Source organism: Streptomyces sp. NPDC001137, from assembly GCF_040298885.1.
In the GTDB taxonomy this organism is placed as follows: Bacteria; Actinomycetota; Actinomycetes; order Streptomycetales; family Streptomycetaceae; genus Streptomyces.
Window position 1 is genome coordinate 371,701 of the sequence record NZ_JBEPBA010000004.1, and the last position, 26,649, is coordinate 398,349.

Annotated in this window: 25 protein-coding genes and 1 tRNA gene; 21 read left to right on the plus strand and 5 right to left on the minus strand. The window is 71.7% G+C overall.

Annotated elements, in window-relative coordinates; translation table 11 throughout:
• Positions 1-195: 195 nt before the first annotated feature.
• The 5 genes from argH to ABT254_RS10270 all read left to right on the plus strand — a co-directional run bounded on the left by argH (position 196) and on the right by ABT254_RS10270 (position 5,853).
• The gene (argH, locus tag ABT254_RS10250; protein WP_351466427.1) at positions 196-1,626 is read left to right on the plus strand and encodes an argininosuccinate lyase; all 1,431 of its coding nucleotides are present in this window, start codon (positions 196-198) and stop codon (positions 1,624-1,626) included.
• A gap of 194 nt (positions 1,627-1,820) precedes the next feature.
• Positions 1,821-2,639: an alpha/beta fold hydrolase gene (locus tag ABT254_RS10255; protein ID WP_351466430.1), complete on the plus strand. Its 819-nt coding sequence runs from the start codon at positions 1,821-1,823 to the stop codon at positions 2,637-2,639.
• A gap of 94 nt (positions 2,640-2,733) precedes the next feature.
• Entirely contained in the window at positions 2,734-3,705 is a 972-nt protein-coding gene (locus tag ABT254_RS10260; RefSeq protein WP_351466433.1) for an aldo/keto reductase, read from the plus strand.
• Between the two features lie 79 nt (positions 3,706-3,784).
• Entirely contained in the window at positions 3,785-4,333 is a 549-nt protein-coding gene (locus tag ABT254_RS10265; protein WP_351466436.1) for a TetR/AcrR family transcriptional regulator, read from the plus strand.
• Positions 4,330-5,853, plus strand: a complete 1,524-nt coding sequence (locus tag ABT254_RS10270) for an MFS transporter (RefSeq protein WP_351466439.1) — start codon at positions 4,330-4,332, stop codon at positions 5,851-5,853. The genes ABT254_RS10265 and ABT254_RS10270 overlap by 4 nt, the downstream gene beginning before the upstream one ends.
• Before the next feature lie 57 nt (positions 5,854-5,910).
• Here ABT254_RS10270 and ABT254_RS10275 read toward each other — a convergent pair whose 3' ends face one another.
• Positions 5,911-6,582 (minus strand): lysophospholipid acyltransferase family protein, encoded by a 672-nt coding sequence (locus tag ABT254_RS10275; RefSeq protein WP_351466442.1) that lies wholly within the window; start codon positions 6,580-6,582, stop codon positions 5,911-5,913.
• 362 nt (positions 6,583-6,944) lie between these two features.
• On the opposite strand from ABT254_RS10275, the gene ABT254_RS10280 reads away from it, so the two are divergent.
• The 3 genes from ABT254_RS10280 to ABT254_RS10290 all read left to right on the plus strand — a co-directional run bounded on the left by ABT254_RS10280 (position 6,945) and on the right by ABT254_RS10290 (position 9,233).
• Positions 6,945-8,108: a glycerophosphodiester phosphodiesterase gene (locus ABT254_RS10280; protein ID WP_351466445.1), complete on the plus strand. Its 1,164-nt coding sequence runs from the start codon at positions 6,945-6,947 to the stop codon at positions 8,106-8,108.
• A 74-nt stretch (positions 8,109-8,182) separates the two neighbouring features.
• The gene (locus tag ABT254_RS10285) at positions 8,183-8,689 is read left to right on the plus strand and encodes an RNA polymerase sigma factor (RefSeq protein WP_351466447.1); all 507 of its coding nucleotides are present in this window, start codon (positions 8,183-8,185) and stop codon (positions 8,687-8,689) included.
• 46 nt (positions 8,690-8,735) lie between these two features.
• Entirely contained in the window at positions 8,736-9,233 is a 498-nt protein-coding gene (locus ABT254_RS10290; RefSeq protein ID WP_351466450.1) for a GNAT family N-acetyltransferase, read from the plus strand.
• On the opposite strand, the gene ABT254_RS10295 is transcribed toward ABT254_RS10290, so the two are convergent.
• Positions 9,223-9,645: a hypothetical protein gene (locus tag ABT254_RS10295; RefSeq protein ID WP_351466453.1), complete on the minus strand. Its 423-nt coding sequence runs from the start codon at positions 9,643-9,645 to the stop codon at positions 9,223-9,225. The genes ABT254_RS10290 and ABT254_RS10295 overlap by 11 nt on opposite strands.
• A 1-nt stretch (position 9,646) precedes the next feature.
• A complete protein-coding gene (locus ABT254_RS10300; protein ID WP_123963937.1) occupies positions 9,647-10,006 on the minus strand; it encodes a hypothetical protein in 360 nt (119 codons plus the stop codon).
• Between the two features lie 382 nt (positions 10,007-10,388).
• On the opposite strand from ABT254_RS10300, the gene ABT254_RS10305 reads away from it, so the two are divergent.
• The 9 genes from ABT254_RS10305 to ABT254_RS10345 all read left to right on the plus strand — a co-directional run bounded on the left by ABT254_RS10305 (position 10,389) and on the right by ABT254_RS10345 (position 22,376).
• The gene (locus ABT254_RS10305) at positions 10,389-11,426 is read left to right on the plus strand and encodes a methionine ABC transporter ATP-binding protein (RefSeq protein WP_351466457.1); all 1,038 of its coding nucleotides are present in this window, start codon (positions 10,389-10,391) and stop codon (positions 11,424-11,426) included.
• Complete coding sequence (locus ABT254_RS10310) at positions 11,423-12,160, plus strand: methionine ABC transporter permease (protein ID WP_351466460.1); 738 nt, start codon at positions 11,423-11,425, stop codon at positions 12,158-12,160. The genes ABT254_RS10305 and ABT254_RS10310 overlap by 4 nt, the downstream gene beginning before the upstream one ends.
• Before the next feature lie 66 nt (positions 12,161-12,226).
• Complete coding sequence (locus ABT254_RS10315) at positions 12,227-13,063, plus strand: MetQ/NlpA family ABC transporter substrate-binding protein (protein ID WP_351466463.1); 837 nt, start codon at positions 12,227-12,229, stop codon at positions 13,061-13,063.
• Between the two features lie 142 nt (positions 13,064-13,205).
• Positions 13,206-13,844: a GNAT family N-acetyltransferase gene (locus ABT254_RS10320; protein WP_351466465.1), complete on the plus strand. Its 639-nt coding sequence runs from the start codon at positions 13,206-13,208 to the stop codon at positions 13,842-13,844.
• An 84-nt stretch (positions 13,845-13,928) separates the two neighbouring features.
• Entirely contained in the window at positions 13,929-15,146 is a 1,218-nt protein-coding gene (gene cbiE / locus ABT254_RS10325) for a precorrin-6y C5,15-methyltransferase (decarboxylating) subunit CbiE (protein ID WP_351466468.1), read from the plus strand.
• A 391-nt stretch (positions 15,147-15,537) separates the two neighbouring features.
• Entirely contained in the window at positions 15,538-19,647 is a 4,110-nt protein-coding gene (gene cobT, locus ABT254_RS10330; RefSeq protein WP_351466469.1) for a nicotinate-nucleotide--dimethylbenzimidazole phosphoribosyltransferase, read from the plus strand.
• A gap of 216 nt (positions 19,648-19,863) precedes the next feature.
• Positions 19,864-21,096: a uroporphyrinogen-III C-methyltransferase gene (cobA, locus tag ABT254_RS10335; protein ID WP_351466472.1), complete on the plus strand. Its 1,233-nt coding sequence runs from the start codon at positions 19,864-19,866 to the stop codon at positions 21,094-21,096.
• A 64-nt stretch (positions 21,097-21,160) separates the two neighbouring features.
• A complete protein-coding gene (locus ABT254_RS10340; protein ID WP_351466475.1) occupies positions 21,161-21,979 on the plus strand; it encodes a TrmH family RNA methyltransferase in 819 nt (272 codons plus the stop codon).
• 4 nt (positions 21,980-21,983) lie between these two features.
• Positions 21,984-22,376, plus strand: a complete 393-nt coding sequence (locus ABT254_RS10345) for an NUDIX domain-containing protein (protein WP_351466478.1) — start codon at positions 21,984-21,986, stop codon at positions 22,374-22,376.
• Between the two features lie 4 nt (positions 22,377-22,380).
• Here the strand turns inward: ABT254_RS10345 and ABT254_RS10350 are convergent, their stop codons facing one another.
• Positions 22,381-23,751, minus strand: a complete 1,371-nt coding sequence (locus ABT254_RS10350) for a serine/threonine-protein kinase (protein WP_351466896.1) — start codon at positions 23,749-23,751, stop codon at positions 22,381-22,383.
• Between the two features lie 196 nt (positions 23,752-23,947).
• Here ABT254_RS10350 and ABT254_RS10355 point away from each other — a divergent pair, with 196 nt between their 5' ends.
• The 4 genes from ABT254_RS10355 to ABT254_RS10370 all read left to right on the plus strand — a co-directional run bounded on the left by ABT254_RS10355 (position 23,948) and on the right by ABT254_RS10370 (position 26,521).
• A complete protein-coding gene (locus ABT254_RS10355) occupies positions 23,948-24,223 on the plus strand; it encodes a DUF8836 family protein (protein WP_344405710.1) in 276 nt (91 codons plus the stop codon).
• Between the two features lie 197 nt (positions 24,224-24,420).
• A complete protein-coding gene (locus ABT254_RS10360) occupies positions 24,421-24,615 on the plus strand; it encodes a hypothetical protein (RefSeq protein ID WP_351466481.1) in 195 nt (64 codons plus the stop codon).
• Positions 24,616-25,205: 590 nt separating this feature from the next.
• The gene (locus ABT254_RS10365; RefSeq protein WP_351466484.1) at positions 25,206-26,141 is read left to right on the plus strand and encodes a phosphotransferase family protein; all 936 of its coding nucleotides are present in this window, start codon (positions 25,206-25,208) and stop codon (positions 26,139-26,141) included.
• Between the two features lie 80 nt (positions 26,142-26,221).
• On the plus strand, positions 26,222-26,521 hold the full coding sequence (locus ABT254_RS10370) for a TFIIB-type zinc ribbon-containing protein (RefSeq protein WP_351466487.1): 300 nt from the start codon (positions 26,222-26,224) through the stop codon (positions 26,519-26,521).
• Positions 26,522-26,570: 49 nt separating this feature from the next.
• On the opposite strand, the gene ABT254_RS10375 is transcribed toward ABT254_RS10370, so the two are convergent.
• A tRNA-Val gene (locus ABT254_RS10375) sits at positions 26,571-26,645 on the minus strand.
• Positions 26,646-26,649 lie beyond the last annotated feature (4 nt).

A 26,649-nucleotide genomic window follows, 5' to 3' on the forward strand; every position in this document is an offset into this window, starting at 1 on the left:
CAACCGTCCTTCAGAACTTCTCCACACCCCTCCTGACTCCTGAGGCTGATTGACGAATCATGCAGAGCACTGCATACTCATGCATGTCGTCCGCTGTCGAAGATCGCAGCCCGGCGCCAATGGCGGGCGCAGCCTGACGTGACCTCGCGTGAGCGAGACTGTGCGCAAGACCAACCCTCCCTAGGAGCAACGCAAGTGAGCAGCAACAGCGGTGACGTACGGCTCTGGGGCGCCCGTTTCGCAGACGGTCCCTCCGAGGCCCTGGCCAAGCTGTCCGCATCCGTCCACTTCGACTGGCGGCTGGCGCCCTACGACATCGCCGGTTCGCGAGCCCACGCGCGCGTGCTGCACAAGGCGGGCCTCCTCACGGACGACGAGCTGACCCGCATGATCGCCGGACTCGACCAGCTCGAGGCGGACGTGGCCGACGGCTCCTTCGTGGGCACGATCGCCGACGAGGACTGCCACACCGCGCTGGAGCGGGGTCTCCTGGAGCGCCTCGGACCCGACCTGGGCGGCAAGCTCCGCGCGGGCCGCTCCCGCAACGACCAGGTGACGACCCTCTTCCGGATGTACCTCCGGGACCACGCCCGCACCATCGCCGGACTGATCGCCGAGCTCCAGGACGCCCTGATCGGTCTCGCCGAGGCTCACCCGGACGTGGCGATGCCCGGCCGCACCCACCTCCAGCACGCCCAGCCGGTCCTCTTCGCCCACCACGTCCTGGCCCACGCCCAGGCGCTGTCCCGGGACGCGGAGCGGCTGCGCCAGTGGGACGAGCGCACGGCGGTCTCGCCGTACGGCTCGGGCGCCCTCGCGGGCTCCTCCCTCGGCCTGGACCCGGAGGCGGTGGCCAAGGACCTCGGCTTCGAGCACGGCAGCGTCGGCAACTCCATCGACGGCACGGCCTCCCGCGACTACGTCGCCGAGTTCACCTTCATCACCGCGATGATCGGCGTCAACATCTCCCGGATCGCGGAGGAGATCATCCTCTGGAACACGAAGGAGTTCTCCTTCGTGACCCTCCACGACGCGTTCTCCACGGGCTCGTCGATCATGCCGCAGAAGAAGAACCCGGACATCGCCGAGCTGGCGCGCGGCAAGTCCGGCCGTCTGATCGGCAACCTGACCGGCCTCATGGCCACGCTCAAGGCCCTGCCGCTCGCGTACAACCGCGATCTGCAGGAGGACAAGGAGCCGGTCTTCGACTCCATCGACCAACTGGAGCTGCTGCTCCCGGCCTTCACCGGCATGATGGCGACGCTCACCGTGCACCGCGAGCGCATGGAGGAGCTGGCCCCGGCCGGGTTCTCCCTGGCCACCGACATCGCGGAGTGGCTGGTCAAGAAGGGCGTCCCGTTCCGCGTGGCGCACGAGGTCGCCGGCGAGTGCGTGAAGGCCGCCGAGGCCGAGGGCAAGGAACTGGACGAGCTGACGGACGAGCAGTTCGCCAAGATCTCCGCCCATCTGACCCCCGAGGTGCGGACGGTCCTGAACGTGCCGGGTGCCCTGGCCTCCCGCAGCGGCCGCGGCGGCACGGCGCCCAGCGCGGTCGCCGTCCAGCTCGCCGAGGTCAAGGTGGACGTGGCGGCACAGCACGCATGGGCCACGGCCAAGCAGGCCTGACGGCCGCACCGCAGCGCACAGCAGGGCCCGGACGGCACGTCCGGGCCCTTCGTGCTCCCGGGCCGCTTGGTAACAGATGAGATTCGGCCACTGGCTGAAACCTTGACGTGGCTCTACTCGGAGGTAACTATTCCGGTTACCCGGTCGACAATGCCGAACGCCGGTCGATCGCAGCCGAGCATGAAAGGGACGTCATGCGCGCCCGAGGTACCAGACGAACAGCCCGCCTTCTCGCCGTCACCGCCACAGCCGCCCTGTGCGCCTTCGGGTTCACCGCTCCCGCGGGCGCCGCCGACACCCCACCGCCCGGCTCCAACGACTGGTCCTGCAAGCCGGACTCGGCCCATCCGCAGCCCGTGGTCCTGGTGAACGGCACCTTCAAGACCTCGTACGAGAACTGGCTGACCCTCTCGCCCGCGCTGGCGAACGCCGGCTACTGCGTCTTCTCCTTCGAGTACGGCGGCCTGGAGACCGCCCCGATCCCGGACTCGGCGGCCGAGCTGCGGGACTTCGTGAACGCCGTGCTCGGCGCGACCGGCGCGAAGAAGGTGGACATCGTCGGGCACAGCCAGGGCGGCATGATGCCCCGCTACTACGTGAAGTTCCTCGGCGGGGCGACCAAGGTCGACGACCTCGTCGGCATCGTGCCGTCCAACCACGGCACCACCAACCCCCTCGCCCTCGCGGCCGGCGCCACCGTCTGCGACTCCTGCGTCGACCAGACCGCCGGCTCGGACTTCCTGCAGAAGCTCAACTCCGACCCGGAGACCCCGGTGGGCCCCGACTACACGGCGATCGCCACCCAGTACGACGAGGTCGTGGTGCCGTACACCAGCGCCTTCCTCAAGGGCCCCGGCTCGTACGTGACCAACGTCCGCCTCCAGGACCGCTGCCCGCTCGACACCACCGAGCACGACCAGGCGCCCAAGTCGCCACTGGTCGAGCAGTGGGTGCTCAACGCCCTGGAACGCAAGGGGCCGGCCGACCCCGCCTTCATGCCGCACTGCGTCTGAGCAGGGCGGGCTGAACCGCACGGGGCTGGGTAGATTGGTGCGAGATCCCCCTCCTGAGGCGGGATCTCCTCCGCCGAACGTGCAGGGAGCCACCATGCCCTTCAGTCGCCTGGCCCACGCGACCACGCCCACCGCGCACATCGGACTGGGTCTCGCCGCCGTCGGCCGTCCGGGCTACATCAACCTCGGCCGGGACCAGGACCTCGGAGAGGACCGCAGCGCCGAAGCGATGCGCGCCCGCACCCACGAACTCCTCGACGCCGCCTACGCCCAGGGCGTCCGCTACTTCGACGTGGCCCGCTCCTACGGCCGCTCCGAGGAGTTCCTCGCCGACTGGCTGAACGCCCGCCCTTCCTTCGACGACATCGTCGTGGGCAGCAAATGGGGCTACACCTACACCGCCGACTGGACCACCGACGCCGAGAAGCACGAGGTCAAGGACCACAGCGTCGAGACCTACGAGCGCCAGCGCGCCGAGAGCGCCGAACTGCTCGGCGACCGCCTCGACCTCTACCAGATCCACTCGGTGACCCCGGACAGTCCGGCCCTCACCGACAAGGAACTCCACGCCAAGCTGGCGGAGGCGGCCGCCCAGGGAACCACCATCGGCTTCTCCACCAGCGGCCCGGCGCAGGCCGAGGCCATCCGCGCCGCCCTCGACCTGACGGTCGACGGCGAGCCCCTCTTCCGTACCGTCCAGTCGACGTACAACATCCTGGAGACCTCGGCCGCCCCCGCCCTCGCCGAGGCGCACGACGCCGGGCTCACGGTGATCGTCAAGGAGGGCATGGCCAACGGCCGCCTCGCGGACCCCTATGCACCCGACGCCCTGAAGGCCGTAGCCGCAGAGACGTCCCTGGGCTGCGACGCGGTGGCTCTCGCCGTGATCCTGCGCCAGCCCTGGGCCGGGGTCGTGCTGTCCGGCGCGGCGACCGCCGTCCAACTCGCCTCCAATCTGCACGCGGCGGTCGTGGACCTGGACGAGGACCAGCTGGCCCGCCTGGCCGAACTCGTGGAGAAGCCGCAGGCGTACTGGGAGCAGCGCGGACAGCTGCCCTGGCACTGAAACAGTCAGGCCCCCCTCTCCGTGAGACGCGCGCGCCCATAATGAGACATCAATGTCTCACATGCGCTAAGCTCGTCTCATGGCCGTCGACCGTGACCACGTACTGCGCACCGCCGCAGCCCTGCTGACCCGTAACTCCACCGCGACGATGGACGAGGTCGCCAAGGCCGCCGGGATCAGCCGCGCCACGCTGCACCGCCACTTCGCGGGCCGTGACGCACTGGTACGGGCGCTCGAGGCGCTCGGCATCGCGGAGTGCGAGGCGGCGCTGGACGCCGCCCGGCTGGACGAGGGAACCGCGAGCGAGGCCGTGCGCCGGCTGGTGAGCGAGATCCAGCCCGCCGCCGGACTGCTCGCCTTCCTGTACGGCGAGAGCCAGCTCTGGGAAACCGGCCAGGACGCGGGCTGGCAGCGGCTCGACGCCCGCATGGGCGCGCTGTTCGTGCGCGGACAGCAGGCGGGCGAGTTCCGTATCGACCTCACCCCCGTCTGGCTCACGGAGGCGCTCTACGGCCTGATCGCCTCGTGCGCCTGGGCCATGCACGACGGCCGCGTCGCCCCCAAGGACTTCACCCACATGGTCGCCGAGCTCCTGCTCGGCGGCGCGCTACGGAGAGAGGAATCATGACCAGCACCCTGCAGCCGGCGACCACGACCGAGGCGGTGAAGCGCCCGGGCCGCTGGCTCGCGCTGTCCGTCCTGGTGCTTGCCGTGCTGCTGGTGGCCGTCGACGCGACCGTCCTCGGTCTCGCGACCCCCTACATCAGCGAGGACCTCAAGCCCTCCGGTACCCAGCTCCTGTGGATCGGGGACGTCTACTCCTTCGTCATCGCGGGCCTGCTGGTGTCGATGGGCAGCCTCGGCGACCGAATAGGCCGCAAGCGGATCCTGCTCGGCGGCGCCACGGCGTTCGGCGCGATATCCGTCCTCAACGCCTATGCGACGACACCGGAGTTGATGATCCTGGCCCGCGCGCTGCTCGGCGTCGCGGGAGCCACCCTCATGCCCGCCACCCTCGCCCTGATCCGCAATCTCTTCCACGACCCGCGCGAACGCAGCCTCGCGGTCGGCATCTGGGGCGCGACGGCGTCCGCGGGCACGGCGATCGGCCCGATCGCCGGCGGTTTCCTCCTCGAGCACTTCTGGTGGGGCTCGGTCTTCCTGATCAATCTGCCCGTGATGGTGGTCCTGGTCCTCGTCGGCATCCGCACCCTGCCCGAGTCCCGCAACCCGAACCCGGGCCCGTGGGACCTGGCCGGCGTCGCCCTCTCACTGGTCGGTGTGATCGGTATCGTCTACGCGGTCAAGGAGGCCGCGACCCACGGCTTCGCGTGGCCCACGCTCGCCGCGGGCGCACTGGGCGCGGCGGCGCTGTACTGGTTCATCCGCCGCCAGCTCACGCTCCCCACCCCGCTGCTGGACATGCGTCTGTTCCGCAACCGCGGCTTCAGCGCCGCTGTCCTGGCCGACCTGCTGACCATCCTCGGCCTGTCCGGCCTGGTCTTCTTCCTCTCCCAGTACCTGCAACTCGTCCAGGGCAGGCACCCCTTCGAAGCGGGCCTGGCCGAACTGCCCGCGGCGGTGGGTGCGGTGGCGGCGGGTCTCGTCGCCGGTCGCGCGGCCCGTCGTTTCTCCGTTCGGACGGTCGTCGCGGGCGGCCTGGCGGCGGTGGGCCTCGCGCTTGCCGTCCTCACGACCCTGGACCAGTCGACGGGCTATCCCGTCCTGGGCGCCGCCCTGCTGGTGGTGGGCATCGGCGCCGGCTTCTCCTTCACCGTGACGGCCGACGTCATCCTCTCCTCCGTACCGAAGGAACAGGCGGGCGCGGCGTCCGCCGTATCGGAGACGGCGTACGAACTGGGCGCGGCCCTGGGAATCGCCACCCTTGGCTCGATCGTGACGGGCGTCTACCGGGGTTTCGCGGCTCCGGCGGGCACGCCGGAAGGGGCGCACGAGTCACTGGGGGGCGCGGTGGAGGCGGCGGCCGGCATGCCGACGGACACGGCACAGGCAATGCTCACGTCGGCCCGAGACGCCTTCGTCGACGGCCTCGCTATCGCAGCGGGCGCGGGTGCAGCGGTCCTGTTGGCGACGGCAGCAGCGGCATGGTTCCTGCTTTGTAACACGCGGTTGGACAACCGCCCTTAAGGGGCGCGGGGAACTGCGCGAGCAACCCCCCACCGACCCGCACTCGACAACGAACCCTTAAGCAGCCTTCGCCTTGGTCGCATACATGTCCACGTACTCCTGCCCCGACAGGCGCATGACCTCAGCCATCACGGAGTCGGTAACAGCCCGCAGCACATACCGATCCCGGTCCATCCCGTCGTAGCGCGAGAACTCCATCGCCTCGCCGAAACGAACCGTGACCCGCCCGGGCCGGGGCATCCCCGCCCCGCCCGGCTGCAACTTGTCCGTGCCGATCATCGCGAAGGGAACCACCGGCGCCCCCGTCATCAGCGTCAGCCGCGCGATACCGGTGCGCCCCCGGTACAGCCGTCCGTCGGGCGACCGCGTGCCCTCGGGGTAGATCCCGAAGACCTTGCCCTCCTCCAGCACGCGGCGCCCGGTCATCAGCGCGGCCACCCCGCCCCGGCCGCCGTCGCGGTCCACCGGGATCATGCCGACACCGGTGAAGAACCAGGCCATCAGCCGGCCCTTGAGGCTCTTGCCGGTGACGTACTCGTCCTTGCCGATGAAGAACACCTGGCGGTCGCAGACGAGCGGAAGGATCATCGAGTCGATGAAGGTCAGGTGGTTGCCGGCCAGGATGACCGGACCGTCGCCCGGGATGTGCTCCGCGCCCTCCACCCGTGGGCGGAACATCAGGCGCATGATCGGTCCGAGCACTGCCTTGATGAGCGCGAAGCGGGACAACGGGCCCTCCGGTGTCAAGGGATTCGGTATGAGTATGTGCAGGTGAGGACGATACTCGCGGTCCCCGGGGTCTTGCACATCGGGTTCACGGAGGTCTTACGCACTGTTGACGCGGGTTTACCTGGGGTGACACCGCGTTGCCTGCCGGTAACAGGCCGGAACGATGTGACGGACGACTCGCCGCCGAACGGGCGAGCGGAGCGGGCAACTTCACCCCTCGCCGCATCCCGTTCCCCGTACGACCCCATACGACATCCCGAGTCACCCGCATGTTCCGGCCAACGCCTCCCTCGCGTCATGTCCACGCCCCTACGATCGGCGCGCCGACAGAACAGATCGAGCCGACGTCAGGGGAGGCGCTCATGGGAACGCAGGAGAACGAGCAGACAGGCGGCGCCGGACGACGGGCCTTCCTCGGCTCGGCCGTACTCGGTGCGGGCGGAGCCGTACTCGGTCTGTCCGGCACGGCGAGAGCCGCGGGCGCGGGCCACGGGAGCGGCGGGCTGAAGAGCCTGCCCAAGCCGACGATCATCGGCCACCGCGGAGCCAGCGGCTACCGGCCCGAGCACACCTTCGGCTCCTACAACCTGGCCCTCGACCTGGGCGCCGACATCGTCGAGGCCGGCGACCTGGTGCCCACCAAGGACGGCCATCTCGTCTGCCGCCACGAGCCGGAGATCGGCGGGACGACGAACGTCGCCGACCATCCCGAGTTCGCCGACCGCAAGGCCACCAAGGTCCTCGACGGCGTCTCCGTCACCGGCTGGTTCACCGAGGACTTCACCCTCGCGGAGCTGAAGACGCTGCGCGCGATCGAGCGGATTCCGGCCAACCGCCCGCACAACACGATCTACAACGGCCGCTGGGAGATCCCCACCTTCGAAGAGGTCCTGAAGTGGCAGGACGAGCAGACCCGCAAGCGGGGCAAGCAGGTGTGGATCTACCCCGAGACCAAGCACCCCACCTACTTCCGCAAGCTGGGCCTCGGCCTGGAGGAGCGGGTCGCCAAGCTGCTGCACAAGTACGGCAAGGACAGGCGGAACTCGCCGGTCATCCTGCAGTCCTTCGAGCCGAGCAGCATCCAGCGCCTGAACAAGCTGGTCGACAACCCGCTGGTGGTGCTCCTGTCCGCCGCGAACAGCCGTCCCTGGGACTTCGTCGAGGCGGGCGACCCGCGCACCGTCGCCGACCTGATCACCCCGAAGGGCCTCAGGGAGATAGCCGGTTACGCGCAGGGCCTCGGCCCGACCCTCGACCTGATCATCACCAAGAAGGCGGACGGCAGCCTCGACAAGCCGACCACCCTCGTCGCCGACGCGCACAAGGTCGGCCTGATCCTGCACCCCTACACCATGCGCAACGAGAACCCGTTCCTGCCGGCGGAGTACCGCAAGGGCACGGCCGCGGACGCGTACGGCGACCCCTTCGGCGCCTTCAGGACGTACTTCGCCACCGGCATCGACGGCGTCTTCACGGACAACGCCGACACCGGTGTGCTGGCCCGCGAGGACTTCGTCAACGGCTGAGCCCCCTACCCCGGTTGGGGTGAACAGTCGGCCGTCCGGGCAACTGGGCCCCGGGCGGCCGCGTCGAACCGCATATGACGCACGACCTGGTTGCCGCTCTGCGCCCACTGCTCACCGCCGAGGCCTCCGCCGAGGCGCATGCCTCCGGAGCCGAGCCCGGCGACCTGGAACAGGCGGTCTGGCTCCGCCTCCTGGAACACCTCCGGGCGGACGGCCCGCCGCACGACCCCCAGCGCTGGCTGCGCAGCGCCGTCCGCTCCGAGGCGCGCCGCACCCGCCGTACGAGCCGACACGAACGGCCGTACGACATCGAGCCGGCCGACGACGGCGAGCGCGACCCCGAACAGCTCGCCCTGGCGGCGGCCCGCGGCCGGGCCCTGCGGGACGCCGTCCGCCGCCTGCCCGGCCGCTGCCCCAGCCTGATGGAGGCCCTGCTGTCCCCGAAGGACCTGACATACCGGGAAATCGCGGGGGAGTTGGGTATCTCACAGGGCAGTCTGGGCCCGGAACGTTCCAGATGCCTGGGATGTCTTCGTCGTTTGCTCTCGCCGGAGGTTGCGGCCCGCGAACCGCGGGGATAGGAGTGAGGGACAACGTGGCGATCAGGTGAGCGGGAGGCGTGCGCACATGGGCATGAGCGTGACCATCTCGGTGGCGACCGAGCAGGATGCAGAGCAGATCTTCAGGCTCCAGTACCTGTGCTTCCAGAGCGAGGCGGCGCTGTACGGCAACTACCGCATCGACCCGCTCGTCCAGAGCCTGGACTCGGTCCGCCAGGAGGTGGCCGCCGACTGCGTCTATGTGGCGCGGCTCGGCGAGGAGGTCGTCGGCTCGGTCCGCGGCCGCGTCACCGAGGACGGCTCCGCCTCCATCGGCAAGCTCTGCGTCCACCCCCGTCTGCAGGGCCACGGCATCGGCGCGCGGCTGCTGCGCGCGGCCGAGTCCGCGCTGGCGGAGGAGCGCGGCGCCAAGGTCTTCCGCCTCCACACCGGCCACCGCAGCGAGGGCAACCTGCGGCTGTACCGCCGGGTGGGCTACCAGGCCGTGGGCACCTCGCAGGGCAGTGACGGGGTGCCGATGATCGTGCTGGAGAAGCCGGCCGAGGCGTACGTGGCTACTGCGTGACGGCGCGGTTCCTGCGCAGCCAGTACAGCGCGGACAGCGGCAGCAGTACGGGGATGAAGACGTACCCCATGCCGTAGTCCGACCACACCGTCGCGTCCGGGAAGGCGGAGGGCTCGACCAGGGTCCAGGTGCCGACCACCAGTACACCCGCGAGTTCGGCGGCGCAGCACACCTGTGCCGCCTTGCGGGCCGTTTCGCCGCCGCGGACCAGCGAGTACGTGATGAAGCCGTAGACGACACCCGCCACGGCGGACAGCGAGTAGGCGAGCGGTGCCCGGTCGAACTCGGTCGCGATCTGGTAGACGGACCGTGACACGGCGCCGACGACCATCACGCCGTAGAACCAGACCAGCAGCATCCCCGGCCCGCTGATCAGCCGCGTCCTCGTGGGCTTCTCCTGCACCGAGGTCACCTCAGCCTCCCCAGATGTCGTAGAGCCGCACTTCGAGAACGGCCAGGACGATACCGCCGGCGGCCACCGTCACCGAACCCCAACGGGTGCGCTCCGCCAAGGACATAAACCCCGCCGCCGGCACACACGCGAACGCGCCCAGCAGATACGCCACGAAGATCGTCGTGCCCTGCTCCGGCTTCTCGCCCCGCGCCAGCTGCACGATCCCGATCACCAGCTGCACCACGGCCAGCAGCGACACCACGGCCATGCCGATGAAGTGCCAGTCCTTCGTCGGCTGGTCTCGATAGGCGGCCCACCCGCACCAGGCGGCGAGCAGCAGCGCGGCGACACCGGTCACCAGCGTCAGGGCATCAAGCATGGAGCGACCTTATTACGGCCCAAAAGACCTGCCGCGCCCGGCCCGGGCGCTCCCTCCGCGGCCGACGCCCGTCCATCGCTGTCCGCCATGTGGACAGCGGGTTCTCGGTCGCTCCGATACGTCTGCTTTACTGATCGCATGACCACGACGAGCTGCCGCACCCTTGCGACCGAGGCGACCATGACGCCCGGTGCTCGTTGTACGTGTCGAATGCGCGCCTTCTAGAGGGCCCCTGCACCACCCTGAGCCTCGCGCCCCGAAGCGAGCCGCCGTGGCATGTCCGTACGCCCTTTGCCGTATGCGACCGAGCGCCCGCGCATGACTTTCCCTTCCGTACCAGGGCACACCCACGCCCGCGTACTCGACAGTGACGGAAAACCCAGTGATCACGACTTCAGGCCTGACCAAGGTCTACCGCTCACGCGGCCGAGAGGTCACCGCCCTGGACGGCGTGGACCTGCACGTCCGCGAAGGCGAGGTGTACGGCGTCATCGGCCAGTCCGGCGCCGGCAAGTCCTCCCTCATCCGCTGCGTCAACCTGCTGGAGCGGCCCACCGCCGGGACGGTGACCGTCGCCGGGCAGGAGCTCACCGCCCTCGCGGGGCGCGGCCCCCGCGCCGGCAAGGAGCTCCGCCGGGCACGCAGCCGTATCGGCATGGTCTTCCAGCACTTCAACCTGCTGTCCACGCGGACGGTCCAGGACAACGTCGAGCTGCCGCTGGAGATCCTCGGCCGGTCCGGCAAGGAGCGCTCCCGCAAGGCACTCGAGCTGCTCGACCTGGTCGGCCTCGCGGACAAGGCGAAGGCCTACCCCGCCCAGCTCTCCGGCGGCCAGAAGCAGCGCGTCGGCATCGCCCGCGCCCTGGCCGGCGACCCGAAGGTGCTGCTCTCCGACGAGGCGACCAGCGCCCTCGACCCGGAGACCACCCGCTCCATCCTCCAGCTGCTGCGCGACCTGAACCGGCAGCTGGGCCTGACCGTCCTGCTCATCACCCACGAGATGGACGTCGTGAAGTCGATCTGCGACTCGGCCGCCCTGATGGAGAAGGGCCGCATCGTCGAGTCCGGGACGGTGAGCGAGCTGCTCGCGACCCCCGGCTCCGAGCTGGCCTCCGCCCTCTTCCCGGTGGACGGCGAGGCCACCGGTGACGGCCGAACCGTCGTCGACGTCACCTTCCAGGGCGAGGCCGCGACCCAGCCCGTCATCTCGCAGCTCTCGCGCACCTACAACATCGACATCTCGATCCTGGGCGCGGCCATCGACACCGTCGGCGGACTCCAGGTCGGCCGGATGCGCATCGAACTGCCCGGCCGCTACGAGGACAACGTCGTGCCGATCGGCTTCCTGCGTGAACAGGGCCTGCAGATCGAGGTGCTGGGCCAGGAGCCCGTACTGCTCAAGGAAGGTGCCCAGCTGTGACCTGGACGGAAATGCAGCCGCTGCTGTCGCAGGCGTGTTGGGACACCCTCTACATGGTCGGCTGGTCCACGCTGATCGCCGTCGTCGGCGGGCTCCCGCTCGGCATCCTGCTCGTCCTGACCGACCGGGGAGGGCTGCTGCAGAACGTCGTCGCCAACAAGGTCATCGGGCAGATCGTGAACGTCGCCCGCTCGATGCCCTTCATCATCCTCATGGTCGCGCTGATGACCTTCACCCGCTGGATCACCGGCACGACCATCGGCCGCGAGGCCGCCATCGTGCCGCTCGCCATCGGGGCCATCCCGTTCTTCGCGCGCCTTGTCGAGACGGCTGTCCGCGAAGTGGACGGCGGGCTCGTCGAGGCCGTGCAGTCGATGGGCGGCAACACCTGGACCGTCGTCCGCAAGGTCCTCGTCCCCGAGTCGCTGCCCTCGCTGATCTCCAGCACCACCACCACGATCGTCGCCCTCATCGGCTACTCCGCCATGGCCGGCACGGTCGGCGCGGGCGGTCTCGGCGACATCGCCATCCGCTACGGCTACCAGCGCTTCGAGACCGAACTCATGTGGATCACCGTGGCGATTCTCGCCGTCGTGATCTCGGTCATCCAGTTCGCCGGCGACTACGCGGCCCGCTCGCTCCACGGACGCGGCGGCCGCTTTGGCCCGGTGCCGAAGCTGCGCCTGCTGAAGGCCGAGGAGCCGGCCTCGGCCGACGTCGGCCACGCCGCGTAGGCACCCCACAGACTCCCCGCACCACCAACCGCGGGGTCGCTCCACCCATAAGGAAAGGCACTTTTCGTGCGTAACACCGCAAAGCTCACCACCGTCGTCCTCGCCGCCGGAGCCCTCACCTTCGGGCTCACCGCCTGCGGCTCGGGCACCGACTCCGCCTCGAGCTCCTCCGACTACAGCGGACCGCTGATCGTCGCCGCGAGCCCGACCCCGCACGCCGAGATCCTGGACTTCGTCAAGAAGAACCTGGCGAAGAAGGCCGGACTCGACCTGGAGGTCAAGGAGTTCCAGGACTACATCGTCCCGAACACCGCGACCGAGGACGGCTCGGTGGACGCCAACTACTTCCAGAACCAGCCGTACCTCGACGACTTCAACAAGAAGCGCGGCACCCACATCGTGCCCGTCGTCACCGTGCACCTGGAGCCGCTCGGCCTCTACTCCCACAAGATCAAGAAGGCCGACGCGCTGAAGAGCGGCGCCACCATCGCCGTCCCGAACGACGCCGTGAACGAGGCCCGTGCCCTGAAGCTGCTCGCCTCCAACGGCCTGATCACGCTCAAGGACGGCGCGGGCAGCGAGGCGACCCCCCAGGACATCGCCAAGAACCCGAAGAACCTCAAGTTCAAGGAGGTCGAGGCGGCCCAGACCGCACGCTCCCTGGACGACGTGGACGCCGCGGTCGTCAACGGCAACTACGCCATCTCCGCGGGCATCAAGCCCGCCAAGGAGGCCCTGGTCCTGGAGTCCGCGAAGAACAGCCCCTACGGCAACTTCCTCGCGGTGAAGAAGGGCAACGAGAAGGACCCGCGGGTGAAGAAGCTCGCCAAGCTCCTCACCTCGCCCGAGGTGAAGAAGTTCATCGAGGACAAGTACGAGGGCTCGGTCATCCCGTCCTTCTAACCTCACGTATACGGCGTATCGCCACGCACGGGGTCCGCTCGCTCACCGCGGGTGGACCCCGTGGTGCAGTTCCGTGCCTTGATGCTGCATGCTGGGCAGTTCAGCAGGCCCCGCAGGTTTTCCGAAGGTTACGGAGTGGCGCATGACTAGCACCTTCCCCAACATCTCCATCAGCACGGAGCGGTTGGTGCTGCGGCCCCTCGACGAGGACGACGTGAACGGGCTGGCCGAGATGATGAACGACGAGCAGGTCGGCGCCTGGACCGACGTCCCCCAGCCCTTCACCGAGGACCAGGCGCGCCACTGGATCACCGAGTACGCGCCGACCGAGCGGGCTGCGGGCCGCGGACTCGATCTCGCCGTCACCGAGTTCCTCACCCAGCGCCTGGTCGGCATCGTCCAGCTCGCCAAGACCAACTGGCATGTGCGGTCCACCGAGCTGTCGTACATCATCGCCCCGTGGGCGCGCGGCGAGGGCTATGCCTCGGAGGCCGCGCTCGCCACCGCCCAATGGCTCTTCGGGGACCAGAAGTTGGAGCGCATCGAACTGCGCACGGCCGCCGACAACACCGCTTCCCAGCAGGTCGCCCAGAAGATCGGCTGTATCAGCGAGGGCGTCCTGCGCAACGCCTGCATAGCCCACGTCCGCGCCGAGGACGGTACCTGGAGCGACGTCCGCACGGACTTCATCGTGTGGAGCCTGCTGCCGGAGGACCTCGACGGCGCGGGCGAGGAACTGGCCGACAGCGGCGGCTTCACGGGCTTCACCGACTGGAACTGAAACCTGGGGGCTCGAGGGTCCGCACCTGACACCAGGTACCCTCACGGAGCCCGACCTGCGTAAAACCCCTGGAGACCGACGACGATGGCCGACCGTGTCACGGTGATCGGCTGGGACGGCTCGCCCCTGACCGCCGCGGCCCGCTCCGCCCTGGGCGCCGCCACGCTGGTGGCCGGTGCCGCCCACCATCTGGCGCTCCCCGAAGTGCCGCCCCGCGCCGAGCGCATCCGCCTCGGCAGCGTCTCCCTAGCCGCCCGCCGCATCGCCGGCCACCGCGGCACCGCGGTCGTACTGGCCGACGGCGACCCCGGATTCTTCGGCGTCGTACGAACCCTGCGCGCGCCCGAGTTCGGCCTCGAGGTCGAGGTCGTCCCCGCCGTCTCCTCCGTGGCCGCGGCCTTCGCCCGGGCCGGTATGCCCTGGGACGACGCCCAAGTGGTCGTCGCCCACGGCCGCACCCTGCGACGTGCGGTGAATGTGTGCCGCGCCCACACCAAGGTCGCCGTCCTCACCTCACCCGGTGCGGGCCCCGCCGAACTCGGCCTCCTCCTCGAAGGCGTCCACCGCACCTTCGTCATCTGCGAGGAACTCGGTACCGAACGCGAACAGGTCACCGTCGTCACCTCCGACAAGGCCCCCGACCACACCTGGCGCGACCCGAACGTCGTCATCGTCATCGGCGGACCCGCCGGGCCGGGCGTCTCGGAGGGCGGCGGCTGGCTGTCCGGCCGCGACCCGGCAGCCGGACCGCGCGGCTGGACCCAGCCCGCCGAGGCCTACGACGGCCCGCTCGGCGAGGGCGAGACGGATCTGCTGCGCGCCGCCCAACTCGCCCGGCTGGGCCCGCGTGTGGGGGACCTCGTCTGGGACATCGGTTGCGGCAGCGGCGCCTTCGCCACCGAGGCCGCACGCGCCGGGGCCGCCGTCATCGCCGTCGACCGTGCCCTGGAGGCCTGTGCCCGCACGGACGCCGCCGCCCGGCACTTCGGCGTCCAGTTGCAGATCGTGCAGGGAACGGCCCCGCACGTCCTGGAGAACCTCCCCGAGCCGGACGTCGTCCGCGTCGGCGGTGGGGGAGCGGCCGTGGTCTCCGCGGTCGCCGACCGCCGCCCGCAGCGCATCGTCACCCACGCGGCCACCCGTGACGCGGCCGAACTCGTCGGCCGGGACCTGACCGAGCACGGCTACCAGGTCGAGTGCGCCCTGATCCAGTCCGTCGAACTCGACACCAGGGCCTGGACGGAGACGGAGCGGAGCGTCGCGTTCCTGCTCAGCGGCACGCTCCCGGGGCGCGCATCGTGACCCTGGCGCCGTCCCAGTGATCCTGGTTTCTGCCGTCCCGGTGATCCTGTAGTCGTACCGCTCGCGGTAGGCTGGCCGACCGTTGTACCGCATCGGGTGACCCGGCACTTCGTTCGTCAATGTCCGGAAAACCCACCCCTTTTGGGGTGGATGCGGTACGGCAGAACCGGAGGACGCGCAACGTGGCGCAGTCCACAGCGGGTCGTCACGGATCAACCTGTCGTGACGGAGGAACGGCCGGGACAATGCCACTGAATGGCTTTGTCGCCTTTTACGGGCGGGTCGTTCGTGCCGCTGGGCAGGCACGCTCGTTCTTCACTGCGGGGGCGGTCGGTGCGCCGCTCCCGGTGGGCTGGACGTAGAAGCACTAACCGATGGGCGAGGGGTACGCATGACCGACACCGGCCAGGTCCCGGGCGAGGAGCTGCCGGAGAGCGCAGGCATGGTGGAACAGCCGGGCGTCCACGCGCACGGTGCGTACACCTACCTCTCCGAGACCACCGCCGAGGACGAAGACCTGTTGCTGCTGCCGGGGGCCCAGAGCCCGTGGGGCAACGAGGTCGCCCCGCCCGCGCCCGAGCCGGTCGTGGAGGCCGTCCACGAGCCGGGTCCGCACGAGACGGCGGGGCGCGACAGCGGCTCGGTCGACCTCGGCGGCGTCCGCCTGCCCAACCCGGCGCCCGCCCCCGGGCCGGTGACGCCGCGTCGCCCCCTGCACCTCGGCCCGCCGATCCCCGACACCTCGGCGAGCCCGGTCCGCTCCCTCGCCGACCGCGGCCCCGCGGGCGCACCGGTACGCCAGCCCGCCCCGCCGGCCACCGGCCCCGAGTACTTCGAGACCCCGCAGCTGCACGAGATGCCGCCGCAGGGCGCGGCCCCTTGGGGCGCCCCGGCGCAGGCCGCGGTGCGGACGGCGGCACCGGTGAACACCGAGGCACCGGCTGCCGAAACGGTTGTTCCGGCGGCCGAACCGAGCGCGGAGCCGGTGGCCGCCGCACAGCCCGCCATGGCTCACGTCGCCACGGAGACCGCTCCGGCGGCGCAGAACGGTGACCTCGGCGTGGCCCACGGCCCGGAAGGCGGGCACGTTCCGACGGGGATGTCCGCCGTGGAGGGCGGGCAGATCGCCGGAGCCGCCGCGGGTGCGCCGGCTGCGGACGGTGGACCGGTGGCTGCCGGTGGACCGGTTGCCGGGGCCGGGCATGTCGCTCACGGCGGGTTCCCCGCCGCGGGCAGCGGGCACGGGGCTCCCGGTGAGTTCGCCGCGTACGGCGCGCAGACGGCTCCGGTGGGGGCTGCCGCGGATGGTGCGCAGGCGGCTGAGCAGGGCGTGGTTGCCCCGGCTGCCTCGGACGCCGGGCAGGACGAACCGGCCGCTTCCGCGCCGGAGGCCGGGCCGGTCCCCGTTGCCGGAGTCTCCCCCGAAGGCGGGCAGCCCGACGCTGCCGTGCCCGCTGCAGAGGCCGTATCCGCTCCCGGTCCCGAGGCCGTCCCGGCTCCCGGAGCGGCGCCTGCGCCGGAGGCCGGCCAGGTTCCGGAGGTGACCCACGCGCCGCAAGAGGCGCCGACGGTCGAGGGCGCACCGGTCGCCGAGGGCCTCGCGCCCGGCACCGGCCCGGTCGCCGAGGGGCCCGCATCAGAGGCCGCGCCGATCACCGAGCCCGTCACGTCTGAGGCCGCGCCGATCACCGAGGCCGCCGCGCCCGGCGGCGAACAGCCCGCCGTGGCCGTGGCGCCCGAAGCACCGCAGGTCGCAGAGGCCGTGGCACCCGCGAGCCGGCCGTCGCCCGAGGCGGTCGCGGCCGAGCGGTTCCCCGAGGCGGGCGCCCACGAGGCCGGGCAGTTCCCCGGGGCAGTGGCCGCCGAGGCCGGTCAGCTCTCCGAGACGAGCGCACCGGAAGCTGCGCAGCGCCCCGAGACGGCCGCACTGCATACCGAACAGGCACCTCAGGCAGTCGCCCCCGAGGCCGTACCGGCACCCGAGACCGTGGCGCCGGACACCGCGCATGCTGCCCACGCCGCCGACCAGGCTGCGGCCCAGCCCTTCGTCCCTGAACCCGCTCAGGCCGTCGCCGTCGAGCCCGCTCAGGCCATCGCCGTCGAGCCCACGCAAACCGCCGAGGCGCCCGCGCACGTGCCCGCCACCGCGGAGGCCGCAGGAGCAGCGCCCTTCCCGGCAGCCCCGGACGCGGCACAGCCCGTGGCACCGGCCGAGGGCGCGACCGCCGCCCCCGAGCCCGCAGTCCACGGCGTGGCAGCAGAGCACCGGAGCAGCCCCGTCCAGACCGTCCCGGACGCGGAAGTGCAGCCCGAGGCCGCTGCCGTCGCCGAACCGGCCGACGCGGTTTCCCCGACGGACCAGGCGCCCCCCGCGGAGCCCCTCGCAGCCGAGCCGGCCGCAAGCTCCGCCGAGGCCCCGGCCGCGCTCCCGACGGACGAGACTGCGGAACCGGCCCCTCCCGGCCCCGGCACGGACACGCCCCAGCCGACGGCCGCGGAGCCCGCGGATCCGCAACCGGACGCGTCCGTCGGCCAGTTCGTCCTCGTCGACGGCTCGGTGCCGACCACCCCGCACCTCGCCCCGACCCCGCCGCACGCCCTCACCCTCCCCCCGGAGGCGGAGCAGGCGCCGGAGCCCGTCGTCAGGGTCCCCGCCCCGCGGGAGGCCGACCCCCACCTCGTACAGCACGCGGAGGACCTGGACACCCGGGCCGCCGACCAGGAAGAAGAGAGCACGGCCGCAGTGGAAGAAGCACGACAGTCCACCGGCCCGGCCGCGCCCGCCTACGACGACGCGGAGCGCGCGGCCGTCATGAAGGTCATGCGTGAGCGCCGCGACATCCGCAACGGCTTCCGCAGCGACCCCATCCCGCACGAGGTGCTGCTCCGCGTGCTGGAGGCCGCGCACACCGCGCCCTCCGTCGGCCACTCCCAGCCCTGGGACTTCGTCGTCATCCGCTCCGCCGACACCCGGCGCAGCATGCACGAACTGGCCATGCGCCAGCGCGACGCGTACGCGAAGTCGTTGCCCAAGGGCCGGGCGAAGCAGTTCAAGGAACTGAAGATCGAGGCCATCCTCGACACCCCGGTGAACATCGTCGTCACCGCCGACCCGACCCGCGGCGGCCGCCACACCCTCGGCCGCCACACCCAGCCGCAGATGGCGCCCTACTCCGCCGCGCTCGCCGTCGAGAACCTCTGGCTCGCCGCCCGCGCCGAGGGCCTCGGCGTCGGCTGGGTCAGCTTCTTCGACGAGCGCGAGATGGTCCGCGCCCTCGGCCTGCCCGAGCACCTGGAGGTCATCGCCTACCTGTGCGTCGGATACGTCGACGAGTTCCCGGACGAGCCCGAGCTGATGCAGGCCGGCTGGTCCAAGCGCCGCCCGCTGTCGTGGGTCGTGCACGAGGAGACGTACGGCCGCCGTGCCCTGCCCGGTGAGGAGCCGCACGACCTGCTCGCCGAGACCGTCGCCCAGATCCGCCCGCTGGACGCCAAGGCGCTCGGCGAGGCCTGGGAGCGGCAGAAGCGCATGACCAAGCCGGCCGGTGCGCTCGGCATGCTGGAGATCATCTCCGCGCAGCTCTCCGGGCTTTCGCGCCAGTGCCCTCCGCCCATCCCGGAGCCCGCGGCCGTCGCGATCTTCGCGGGCGACCACGGCGTGCACGCCCAGGGGGTCACCCCCTGGCCGCAGGAGGTCACCGCCCAGATGGTGGCCAACTTCCTCGGCGGCGGCGCGGTCTGCAACGCCTTCGCCGGCCAGGTGGGCGCCGAGGTGTGCGTGGTGGACGTCGGCGTCGCGGCCGACCTGCCCGCGACCCCCGGCCTGCTGCCCCGCAAGGTCCGCGCGGGCACCTCCGACATGACCACCGGCCCCGCGATGACCCGCGAGGAGGCCAAGCAGGCCATCGAGGTCGGCATCGAGACGGCCCGCGACCTGGTGGCGGCCGGCAACAAGGCACTGCTGACGGGCGAGATGGGCATCGCCAACACCACCGCGTCCGCCGCCCTGATCTCGGTCTTCACGGACACCGACCCGGCCGAGGTGACCGGCCGCGGCACCGGCATCAACGACGAGACCCTGGCCCGCAAGACCGAGGTCGTCCGCCGCGCCATCGAGGTCCACCAGCCGGACCCGGCCGACCCCATCGGCGTGCTCGCCGCGATCGGCGGTTTCGAGCACGCGGCGATGGTGGGCCTTCTGCTCGGCGGCGCCTCGCTGCGCACCCCGGTGATCCTGGACGGCGTCAGCGCCGGTGCCGCGGCCCTGGTCGCCCGGGCGATCGCCCCCGAGGTGCTCGCGGCCTGCATCGCGGGCCACCGCAGCGCGGAGCCCGGCCATGTGGCCGCCCTCAACAAGCTGGGCCTGCGCCCCCTGGTCGACCTCGACCTCCGCCTCGGCGAGGGCACGGGCGCCCTCCTGGCCCTCCCGCTCGTCCAGAGCACGGCGAGAGCCATGCACGAGGTGGCGACGTTCGACTCCGCAGGGGTAACCGAGAAGTAGGGCAGGAGCGAGAGGGCTCGGGGGCATCCCCCCGAGCCCTCTCGCCCATGGGTCGGTGGGCAGTCGTTCCGCAGGGCGGAACGGGTAGGCACCGACCCACGCACCCGCGCCCGGCAACGGCGCCCAACCACCGGACACCTGAGCCGCCAAGCCCACCCGACCCTTAAAATCTGCACGTCAGGGCCCCCGCCAAGCCCCCAGAGGAGCCGCACCCTCATGGCCGAAAACCCCGCCTACCCCGTAGGCCTCCGCCTCACCGGCCGCAAAGTGGTCGTCCTGGGCGGCGGCCAGGTCGCCCAGCGCCGCCTCCCGGCCCTCATCGCAGCAGGCGCGGACATCCTCCTCGTGTCCCCGGAGGCGACCCCCTCCGTCGAGGCCATGGCCGACGCGGGCGAGATCACCTGGCAGCGGCGCCCGTACGCCGAGGGCGACCTCGCGGACGCCTGGTACGCCCTGATCGCCACCGGCGACACGGAGGCGAACACCCGGGCCTCCGCCGAAGCGGAACGCCACCGTGTGTGGTGCGTCCGCTCCGACGACGCCGACGCCGCCACGGCCTGGACCCCGGCGACCGGCCACAGCGAGGGCGTCACGGTCGCCGTCCTGACCACCGAGGCCCGCGGCCGCGACCCCCGCCGCACCGCCGCGATCCGCGACGCGGTCGTCGAGGGCCTGCGCGACGGCACCCTGGTGGCGCCCCACCACCGCACCCGCACCCCCGGCGTCGCCCTCGTCGGCGGCGGCCCCGGCGACCCGGACCTCATCACGGTCCGCGGCCGCCGCCTCCTCGCCGAGGCCGACGTCGTCATCGCCGACCGCCTCGGCCCCCGCGACCTCCTCGCCGAACTCCCGCCGCACGTCGAGGTGATCGACGCGGCGAAGATCCCGTACGGCCGTTTCATGGCCCAGGAGGCCATCAACAACGCCCTGATCGAGCACGCCAAGCAGGGCAAGTCGGTCGTACGGCTCAAGGGCGGCGACCCCTACGTCTTCGGCCGGGGCATGGAGGAGCTGAACGCCCTCGCCGAGGCCGGCATCCCCTGCACCGTCGTGCCCGGCATCTCCAGCTCGATCTCGGTCCCGGGCGCGGCCGGCATCCCGGTCACCCATCGGGGCGTCGCGCACGAGTTCACGGTGGTCAGCGGCCATGTCGCCCCCGACGACGAACGCTCCCTGGTCGACTGGGCATCCCTGGCGAAGCTCACCGGCACGCTCGTGATCCTCATGGGCGTGGACAAGATCGGAAAGATCGCCGAGACGCTCGTCGCACACGGCAAGCCGGCCGACACCCCCGTCGCCCTGGTCCAGGAGGGCACCACGGCCGCCCAGCGCCGCGTCGACGCGACCCTGGCGACGGTCGGCGAGACCGTGCGTACGCAGGAGGTCAAGCCGCCGGCGGTCATCGTCATCGGCGAGGTCGTCGGCGTAGGACCGCGGACGTCCGCGTAACCGCGGGTAACCCAACTCGTACACAGCCGTTGGCACCACACCCAGGACAAGGCAGTATCACCCTGTGGCCGATCTCATCACCGTTGACGACCCCGACGACCCGCGCCTGCGCGACTACACAGGCCTGACCGACGTGGAGCTGCGCCGCAAGCGCGAACCGGCCGAGGGCCTGTTCATCGCCGAGGGCGAGAAGGTCATCCGCCGGGCGAAGGACGCCGGGTACGAGATGCGCTCGATGCTGCTGTCCGCGAAGTGGGTCGACGTCATGCGCGACGTCATCGACGAGCTTCCGGCCCCCGTGTACGCGGTCAGCCCGGACCTGGCCGAACAGGTCACCGGCTACCACGTGCACCGCGGCGCGCTCGCCTCCATGCAGCGCAAACCGCTGCCGACGGCTACCGACCTCCTCCAGACCACCCGACGGGTCGTCGTCATGGAGTCGGTCAACGACCACACCAACATCGGCGCGATCTTCCGGTCTGCGGCGGCCCTGGGCATGGACGCGGTCCTGCTGTCCCCGGACTGCGCGGACCCCCTGTACCGCCGCAGCGTCAAGGTCTCGATGGGCGCGGTCTTCTCCGTCCCCTACGCCCGCCTCGACACCTGGCCCAAGGGCCTGGAGTCGGTCCGCGAGGCCGGCTTCACGCTCCTCGCGCTCACCCCCGACGAAAAGGCCAGGTCCCTCGACGAGGCCGCCCCGCACAAGATGGACCGCGTGGCCCTGATGCTCGGCGCCGAGGGCGACGGCCTGTCCACCCAGGCCCTGGTCGCCGCCGACGAATGGGTCCGCATCCCCATGTCCCACGGCGTCGACTCCCTCAATGTGGGCGCGGCGGCCGCGGTCGCCTTCTACGCGGTGGCCACGGGCCGCCCGGCGGGATAGTCCGGTGCCGAAGCGGGAGGCGATCGTCGCGGTCCTGCGCCGGGGCGACCGGGTACTGGCGATCCGCCGCGGCCCCGGCGTCTCCCGGCCCGGCTACTGGCAGCCCCTCAGCGGCAAGGTCGAACAGGGGGAGACCCAGGAGCAGGCCGTGGTCCGAGAGGTCCGGGAGGAGGTCGGCCTCACCGTCTCGCCCCTCGCCAAGGTCTGGGAGTCGGAGACCGACGACGGTCTCTTCCGCCTCCACTGGTGGACGGCGGACGCGACCGATGGCGAGGTCGTCCCCGATCCCGTCGAGGTCGCCGAGACCCGCTGGGTCACCCCCGAGGAGTTCCTCGCGCTCACCCCCGTCTTCGACGGCGACCGGGAGTTCTTCGAACGGATCCTGCCGGGGCTGTGACGCCTCAGTCCACCTGGGCGCGCCCCGGCTCCACGTGCTGTTGCCGCTGCGGTACGACGCCGTCGCCACCGCCCAGCCCACGCGACGGCCCCTGGCACCCCTGCGCCGCGGCGATGCCCAGCGCCACCAGCAGCGTCACGACGACGAACACGAACAGCCGCTGCCGCAGCAACCGGGGATTGGCAGGCCGCCGCCCCGTCTTCGTGGGCCGGGGAGCCGGACGTCCGGTACCGCTGCGCGGCGCGGGCCGCGCCCCCGTGCCCTGGCGGCTCGTGTTCCTCGCCCCCGGGGCGGGCCGGGGCCCGGAGCGCTGGGGCGGCGGGGGCCCACCGCGGGAGACGTTGCCGCCCCGTGAAGGCGCGGCTCCGCCCCGTACCGGAGGCACCCCACGCGACCCGGCGGAACCACCCCGCGACGGCGGAGCACCCTGCGGGCCCGGGGGACGACGGTGTTCGCGCTGCTGCTCCGGATAGGTGTCGACGAGCCGCCCGGTGGGCCGGTCCGCCTCCGCGGAACGCGGCGCGGGCGGACGGGGGTCGGCGAGCCCCTGCGCCTCACGGGCGGCGATCTCCTTGAGCCGCAGCGACAGCTGAAGCGTGCTGGGCCGCTCCTCGGGGTCCTTCGCCAGACAGGCCCGCACCAGTGGAGCGAGCGCGTCCGGGACGCCGTGCAGCTGCGCCTCTTCGTGGACGACCCGGTACAGCATCACCTCGGAACTGCCGTGCCCGAAGGGCGAGTCACCCATCGAGGCGTACGCCAGGGTCGCCCCCAGCGAGAACACGTCCGTGGCCGGGGTGACGGCGGCACCGCGCACCTGCTCCGGCGCGAGGAAACCCGGGGAGCCGACGGCCGTACCGACATGCGTCAGAGTGGACGCCCCGGTCGCCCAGGCGATGCCGAAGTCGATGATCCGCGGGCCCTTCGGGGACAGCAGGATGTTCGACGGCTTGAGGTCCCGGTGGACGACCCCCGCCTCGTGCACGGCGACGAGCCCCTCCGACAGGGCGGCACCCACAGCCGCGACATCGGCCGCCCCCAGCGGCCCCCCGTCTGCGACCTTGTCGTGCAGCGACGGGCCGGGCACGTACTGGGTGGCGAACCAGGGCCGTTCCGCGTCGAGGTCGGCGGCGACGAGCCGGGCCGTGCACCCGCCCCTGATCCGCCGCGCGGCCGAGACCTCCCGCGCGAACCGGGATCGGAACTCCTGGTCCTCCGCCAGATCCGGCCGGATGACCTTCAGTGCGACCCGCTGGCCCTTCTTGTCGGAGCCCAGGTACACGACGCCCATCCCACCCGCGCCGAGCCGTCTGTGAAGCCTGAACGAGCCGACGACGCGCGGGTCCTCGCGCCTCAGGCGCATCATCGCCATGTTCATCCCCGCTGCCCGGTCCGTGTGACGTGGCACAGCTTACGTTTCCACGGCCGCCCGCGCGCAGAGGCCGCGCCCTCTCGCCCAGATCGATTGTCAGTGCCGGGTGGGAGACTTGAAGGGTGGTCAGGGACCGGTCGAGCAGGCGGACTTCGTCGGTCCGGGGACCTCAACCACCCATCGACGAAGGGGGATTGAACACGTGAAGGGTGATCGCGTGGAAATAGTCGTGGACGCGGGGGACACGACCCGTACCTACGAGGTGGTGGCCAGCAGGGCGGGCCGCCGGGTGGAGACGGCGGTACGCCGAGGTGTCGTGGAAGTGAGCGAAGTCACCCGCAACGGCTCCGTGGTCCGCACAGCCCGCTTCATGGCGAACCGGGTGCTGGCCCTGGTCGAGCAGCCGATCCCCAGGGAGGACGGCTCGGAAAAGGCAGGGCACACCGGGCGCCCCCTCCGGGAAGACCCTGAGACCTAGGACCTCGTCTCCACCCAGGGGAGTACGCCCCAGCTCACGGCTCATCCTCCGGGAGGCCCGGCAATCGGTACGAGGGCATGACGTGCGGCGAGCGCCGGACGCCTAGATTTGAGGTCAAGCGGCGGGTGCAGCACTCGTCCCCCGAGGTCAGACACCCGCCGCTGCCAACGACAACTGAGACGGTCAGGAGAGGGACCATGGCCCTAACGGCACCGCGGACACTGATCCGCACCCAGGAGCGCACCGCACTCCGCCGCCGCACGGGCCGCCGCCACCCCCTGGTGGCGACGCTCATGGTCCTCCCCCTGGCGGCCCTGCTCTTCTTCGTCTTCGACGGCTGGGAGACAGTGGCCACACAGGCGTCGTCCGTGGGCGTGATGCTGGGGCGCTGAGCGGCGACCCCAGGCCCGGAAGAGCGGTCCGGGCGGGGACATCCACCCATGAAACCCCGTGGGGACGGGGGTGCGGCGGACGGCAAAAATGCCGGCGCAGCTGGGGAGCTGCGCCGGCATTGCTTTTTCCCCTTCCCAACCACCCCCGCCTACGGCCACATGCCCGGGCCGAGGGCGTGCCCTCTCCACCAGGCACCGGTCAGGCCTTTCAGCCCGTCCGGCGTTTGAGGACGAGGCCGTTCAGGCCGATAGGGGTCCGGGGCGGAGCCCCGAAACGGGGTGCGGGGGGATGCAGTGTCTGCGGGGGTTGAGGGGCGGGGGCCTGCGGTGGGTCAGGCAGGTCCGTTGGGTCGGGGTGCTGGGGCGGAGCCCCGCGAGGGGTGCGGGGGATGCAGTCCCCGCCGGGGTCCGGGGCGGAGCCCCCGGCGGGGTCGAAGGGGCGGCAGCCCCTGGGGACGGGACGGGTAGGGGCGGCGGGGGCGCATCCCTCACAGGCCCCACCACGGACGGCCCCGGCACGGCCGGCTGCCATACCCACCCCCACCACCCCGCCGTACCCTCGCGAGAGACCCGCCACCCCAGGGAGCCCCGTGACCACCCCCTTGCTCACCGAACTGACCACCCGAGCCAAGGCCAAGGCCCACTCCCGCACGGACACCTGCCCCTGCGGCGCAGCCACCCTCGCCGACCGCCCCGACGCCACCGTCGTCCGCCACGCGGACACGGTCGCCAAGGCCCACGCCCCGAACACCCCCCGCGCCGACCTCACCCCCCGCCTCACCGCCGCCACCCACCTCCCCGGCATCCTCCTGCCCCCACTCACCCCTACCCCCGTCGACCTGCACGGCCGCCTCGTCACGTTCTGGCCCTACGGCACACCCGTGGACCCGGACACCCCCGACGCCGCCCCCTGGGAGCCCGCAGCCGCCCTTCTCGCCCGCCTCCACCGCACCCCGGCCCCCACCCCCCTCCCGCCCATGCGAGGCCCCGCCAAGGCCGCCCGAGCCATCGCCCGCCTCAGGGCGACAGCCGCTGCCCACCCCGCCACCCCGCCGATCCTGGAGGCCTGGAACACCCTCCCGCCCTGGGCCCGGGCCGAAGCCCCCATGCCGGACACCACCACCCTGTGCCACGGCGACCTCCACCTCGGCCAGCTCGTCCGCCACCCCGCCCCCGACGGCCCGTGGCTGCTCATCGACGTCGACGACCTCGGCACCGGCGTCCCGGCCTGGGACCTGGCCCGCCCGGCCGCCTGGTACGCCTGCGGCCTCCTGCCACCGGACGAGTGGACCCGCTTCCTCGCCGCCTACCGCACGGCCGGCGGCCCGGCCGTCCCCGCCGACGGCGACCCCTGGCCCGCCCTGGACGTCCCGGCCCGCGCCCTCACGGTGCAGACGGCCGCCCGCGCGACAGCCAAGGCGGCAGCGGAGGACCGCCCCCTGGACGAGGTCGAACTGTCCATGATCGACGCATGTGCCCGAATGGCTTCCCTCCCGCTGCAGTTGACCCCGGGATTCGCGAAGTAGGGTGCAACCGACCGCAGCCTGACAGAGTCTGTCCTGGCGAAACGCGAAGCAGGACCGACCGGCGAGGAGTTGAGCCGACCATGCAGTGTCCGAAGTGTCATGCGCCGATGCACACGTACAACCGCAACGGTGTCCAGATCGAGCAGTGCAGCGGCTGCCGCGGGATCTTTCTCGACTACGGCGAGCTGGAGGCGCTGACCCGCCTGGAGTCCCAGTGGCAGCAGCCCGCACCGCCGCCGCCGGGCGTCCCGCAGGCGTACCCGGCCCCGCCCGCTCCCGCCTGGGGCGCCCAGCACGGCGGCCACGGAGGTCACTACGGCGGCCACCACGGCGGTCACCACCGCCACAAGAGCTTCGGCCACATGCTGTTCTCGAGCTGACGGCACACGACGAAGCCCCCGGCCGTACGAGACGGCCGGGGGCTTCGGCTGGTGCGCGATACTGGGATTGAACCAGTGACCTCTTCCGTGTCAGGGAAGCGCTCTCCCGCTGAGCTAATCGCGCAGGT

Excerpts from the sequence above, each read along its gene's own strand:
- ABT254_RS10360 (WP_351466481.1), top strand. The coding sequence starts at position 24,421 with ATGGCCCTAACGGCACCGCGGACACTGATCCGCACCCAGGAGCGCACC.
- cobA (WP_351466472.1), top strand. The coding sequence starts at position 19,864 with ATGGCCGAAAACCCCGCCTACCCCGTAGGCCTCCGCCTCACCGGCCGC.
- ABT254_RS10370 (WP_351466487.1), top strand. The coding sequence starts at position 26,222 with ATGCAGTGTCCGAAGTGTCATGCGCCGATGCACACGTACAACCGCAAC.
- ABT254_RS10255 (WP_351466430.1), top strand. The coding sequence starts at position 1,821 with ATGCGCGCCCGAGGTACCAGACGAACAGCCCGCCTTCTCGCCGTCACC.
- ABT254_RS10270 (WP_351466439.1), top strand. The coding sequence starts at position 4,330 with ATGACCAGCACCCTGCAGCCGGCGACCACGACCGAGGCGGTGAAGCGC.
- ABT254_RS10350 (WP_351466896.1), bottom strand. The coding sequence starts at position 23,751 with ATGAACATGGCGATGATGCGCCTGAGGCGCGAGGACCCGCGCGTCGTC.
- cbiE (WP_351466468.1), top strand. The coding sequence starts at position 13,929 with ATGGCCGACCGTGTCACGGTGATCGGCTGGGACGGCTCGCCCCTGACC.
- cobT (WP_351466469.1), top strand. The coding sequence starts at position 15,538 with ATGACCGACACCGGCCAGGTCCCGGGCGAGGAGCTGCCGGAGAGCGCA.
- ABT254_RS10265 (WP_351466436.1), top strand. The coding sequence starts at position 3,785 with ATGGCCGTCGACCGTGACCACGTACTGCGCACCGCCGCAGCCCTGCTG.
- ABT254_RS10320 (WP_351466465.1), top strand. The coding sequence starts at position 13,206 with ATGACTAGCACCTTCCCCAACATCTCCATCAGCACGGAGCGGTTGGTG.
- ABT254_RS10280 (WP_351466445.1), top strand. The coding sequence starts at position 6,945 with ATGGGAACGCAGGAGAACGAGCAGACAGGCGGCGCCGGACGACGGGCC.
- ABT254_RS10290 (WP_351466450.1), top strand. The coding sequence starts at position 8,736 with ATGGGCATGAGCGTGACCATCTCGGTGGCGACCGAGCAGGATGCAGAG.
- ABT254_RS10285 (WP_351466447.1), top strand. The coding sequence starts at position 8,183 with ATGACGCACGACCTGGTTGCCGCTCTGCGCCCACTGCTCACCGCCGAG.
- ABT254_RS10260 (WP_351466433.1), top strand. The coding sequence starts at position 2,734 with ATGCCCTTCAGTCGCCTGGCCCACGCGACCACGCCCACCGCGCACATC.
- ABT254_RS10300 (WP_123963937.1), bottom strand. The coding sequence starts at position 10,006 with ATGCTTGATGCCCTGACGCTGGTGACCGGTGTCGCCGCGCTGCTGCTC.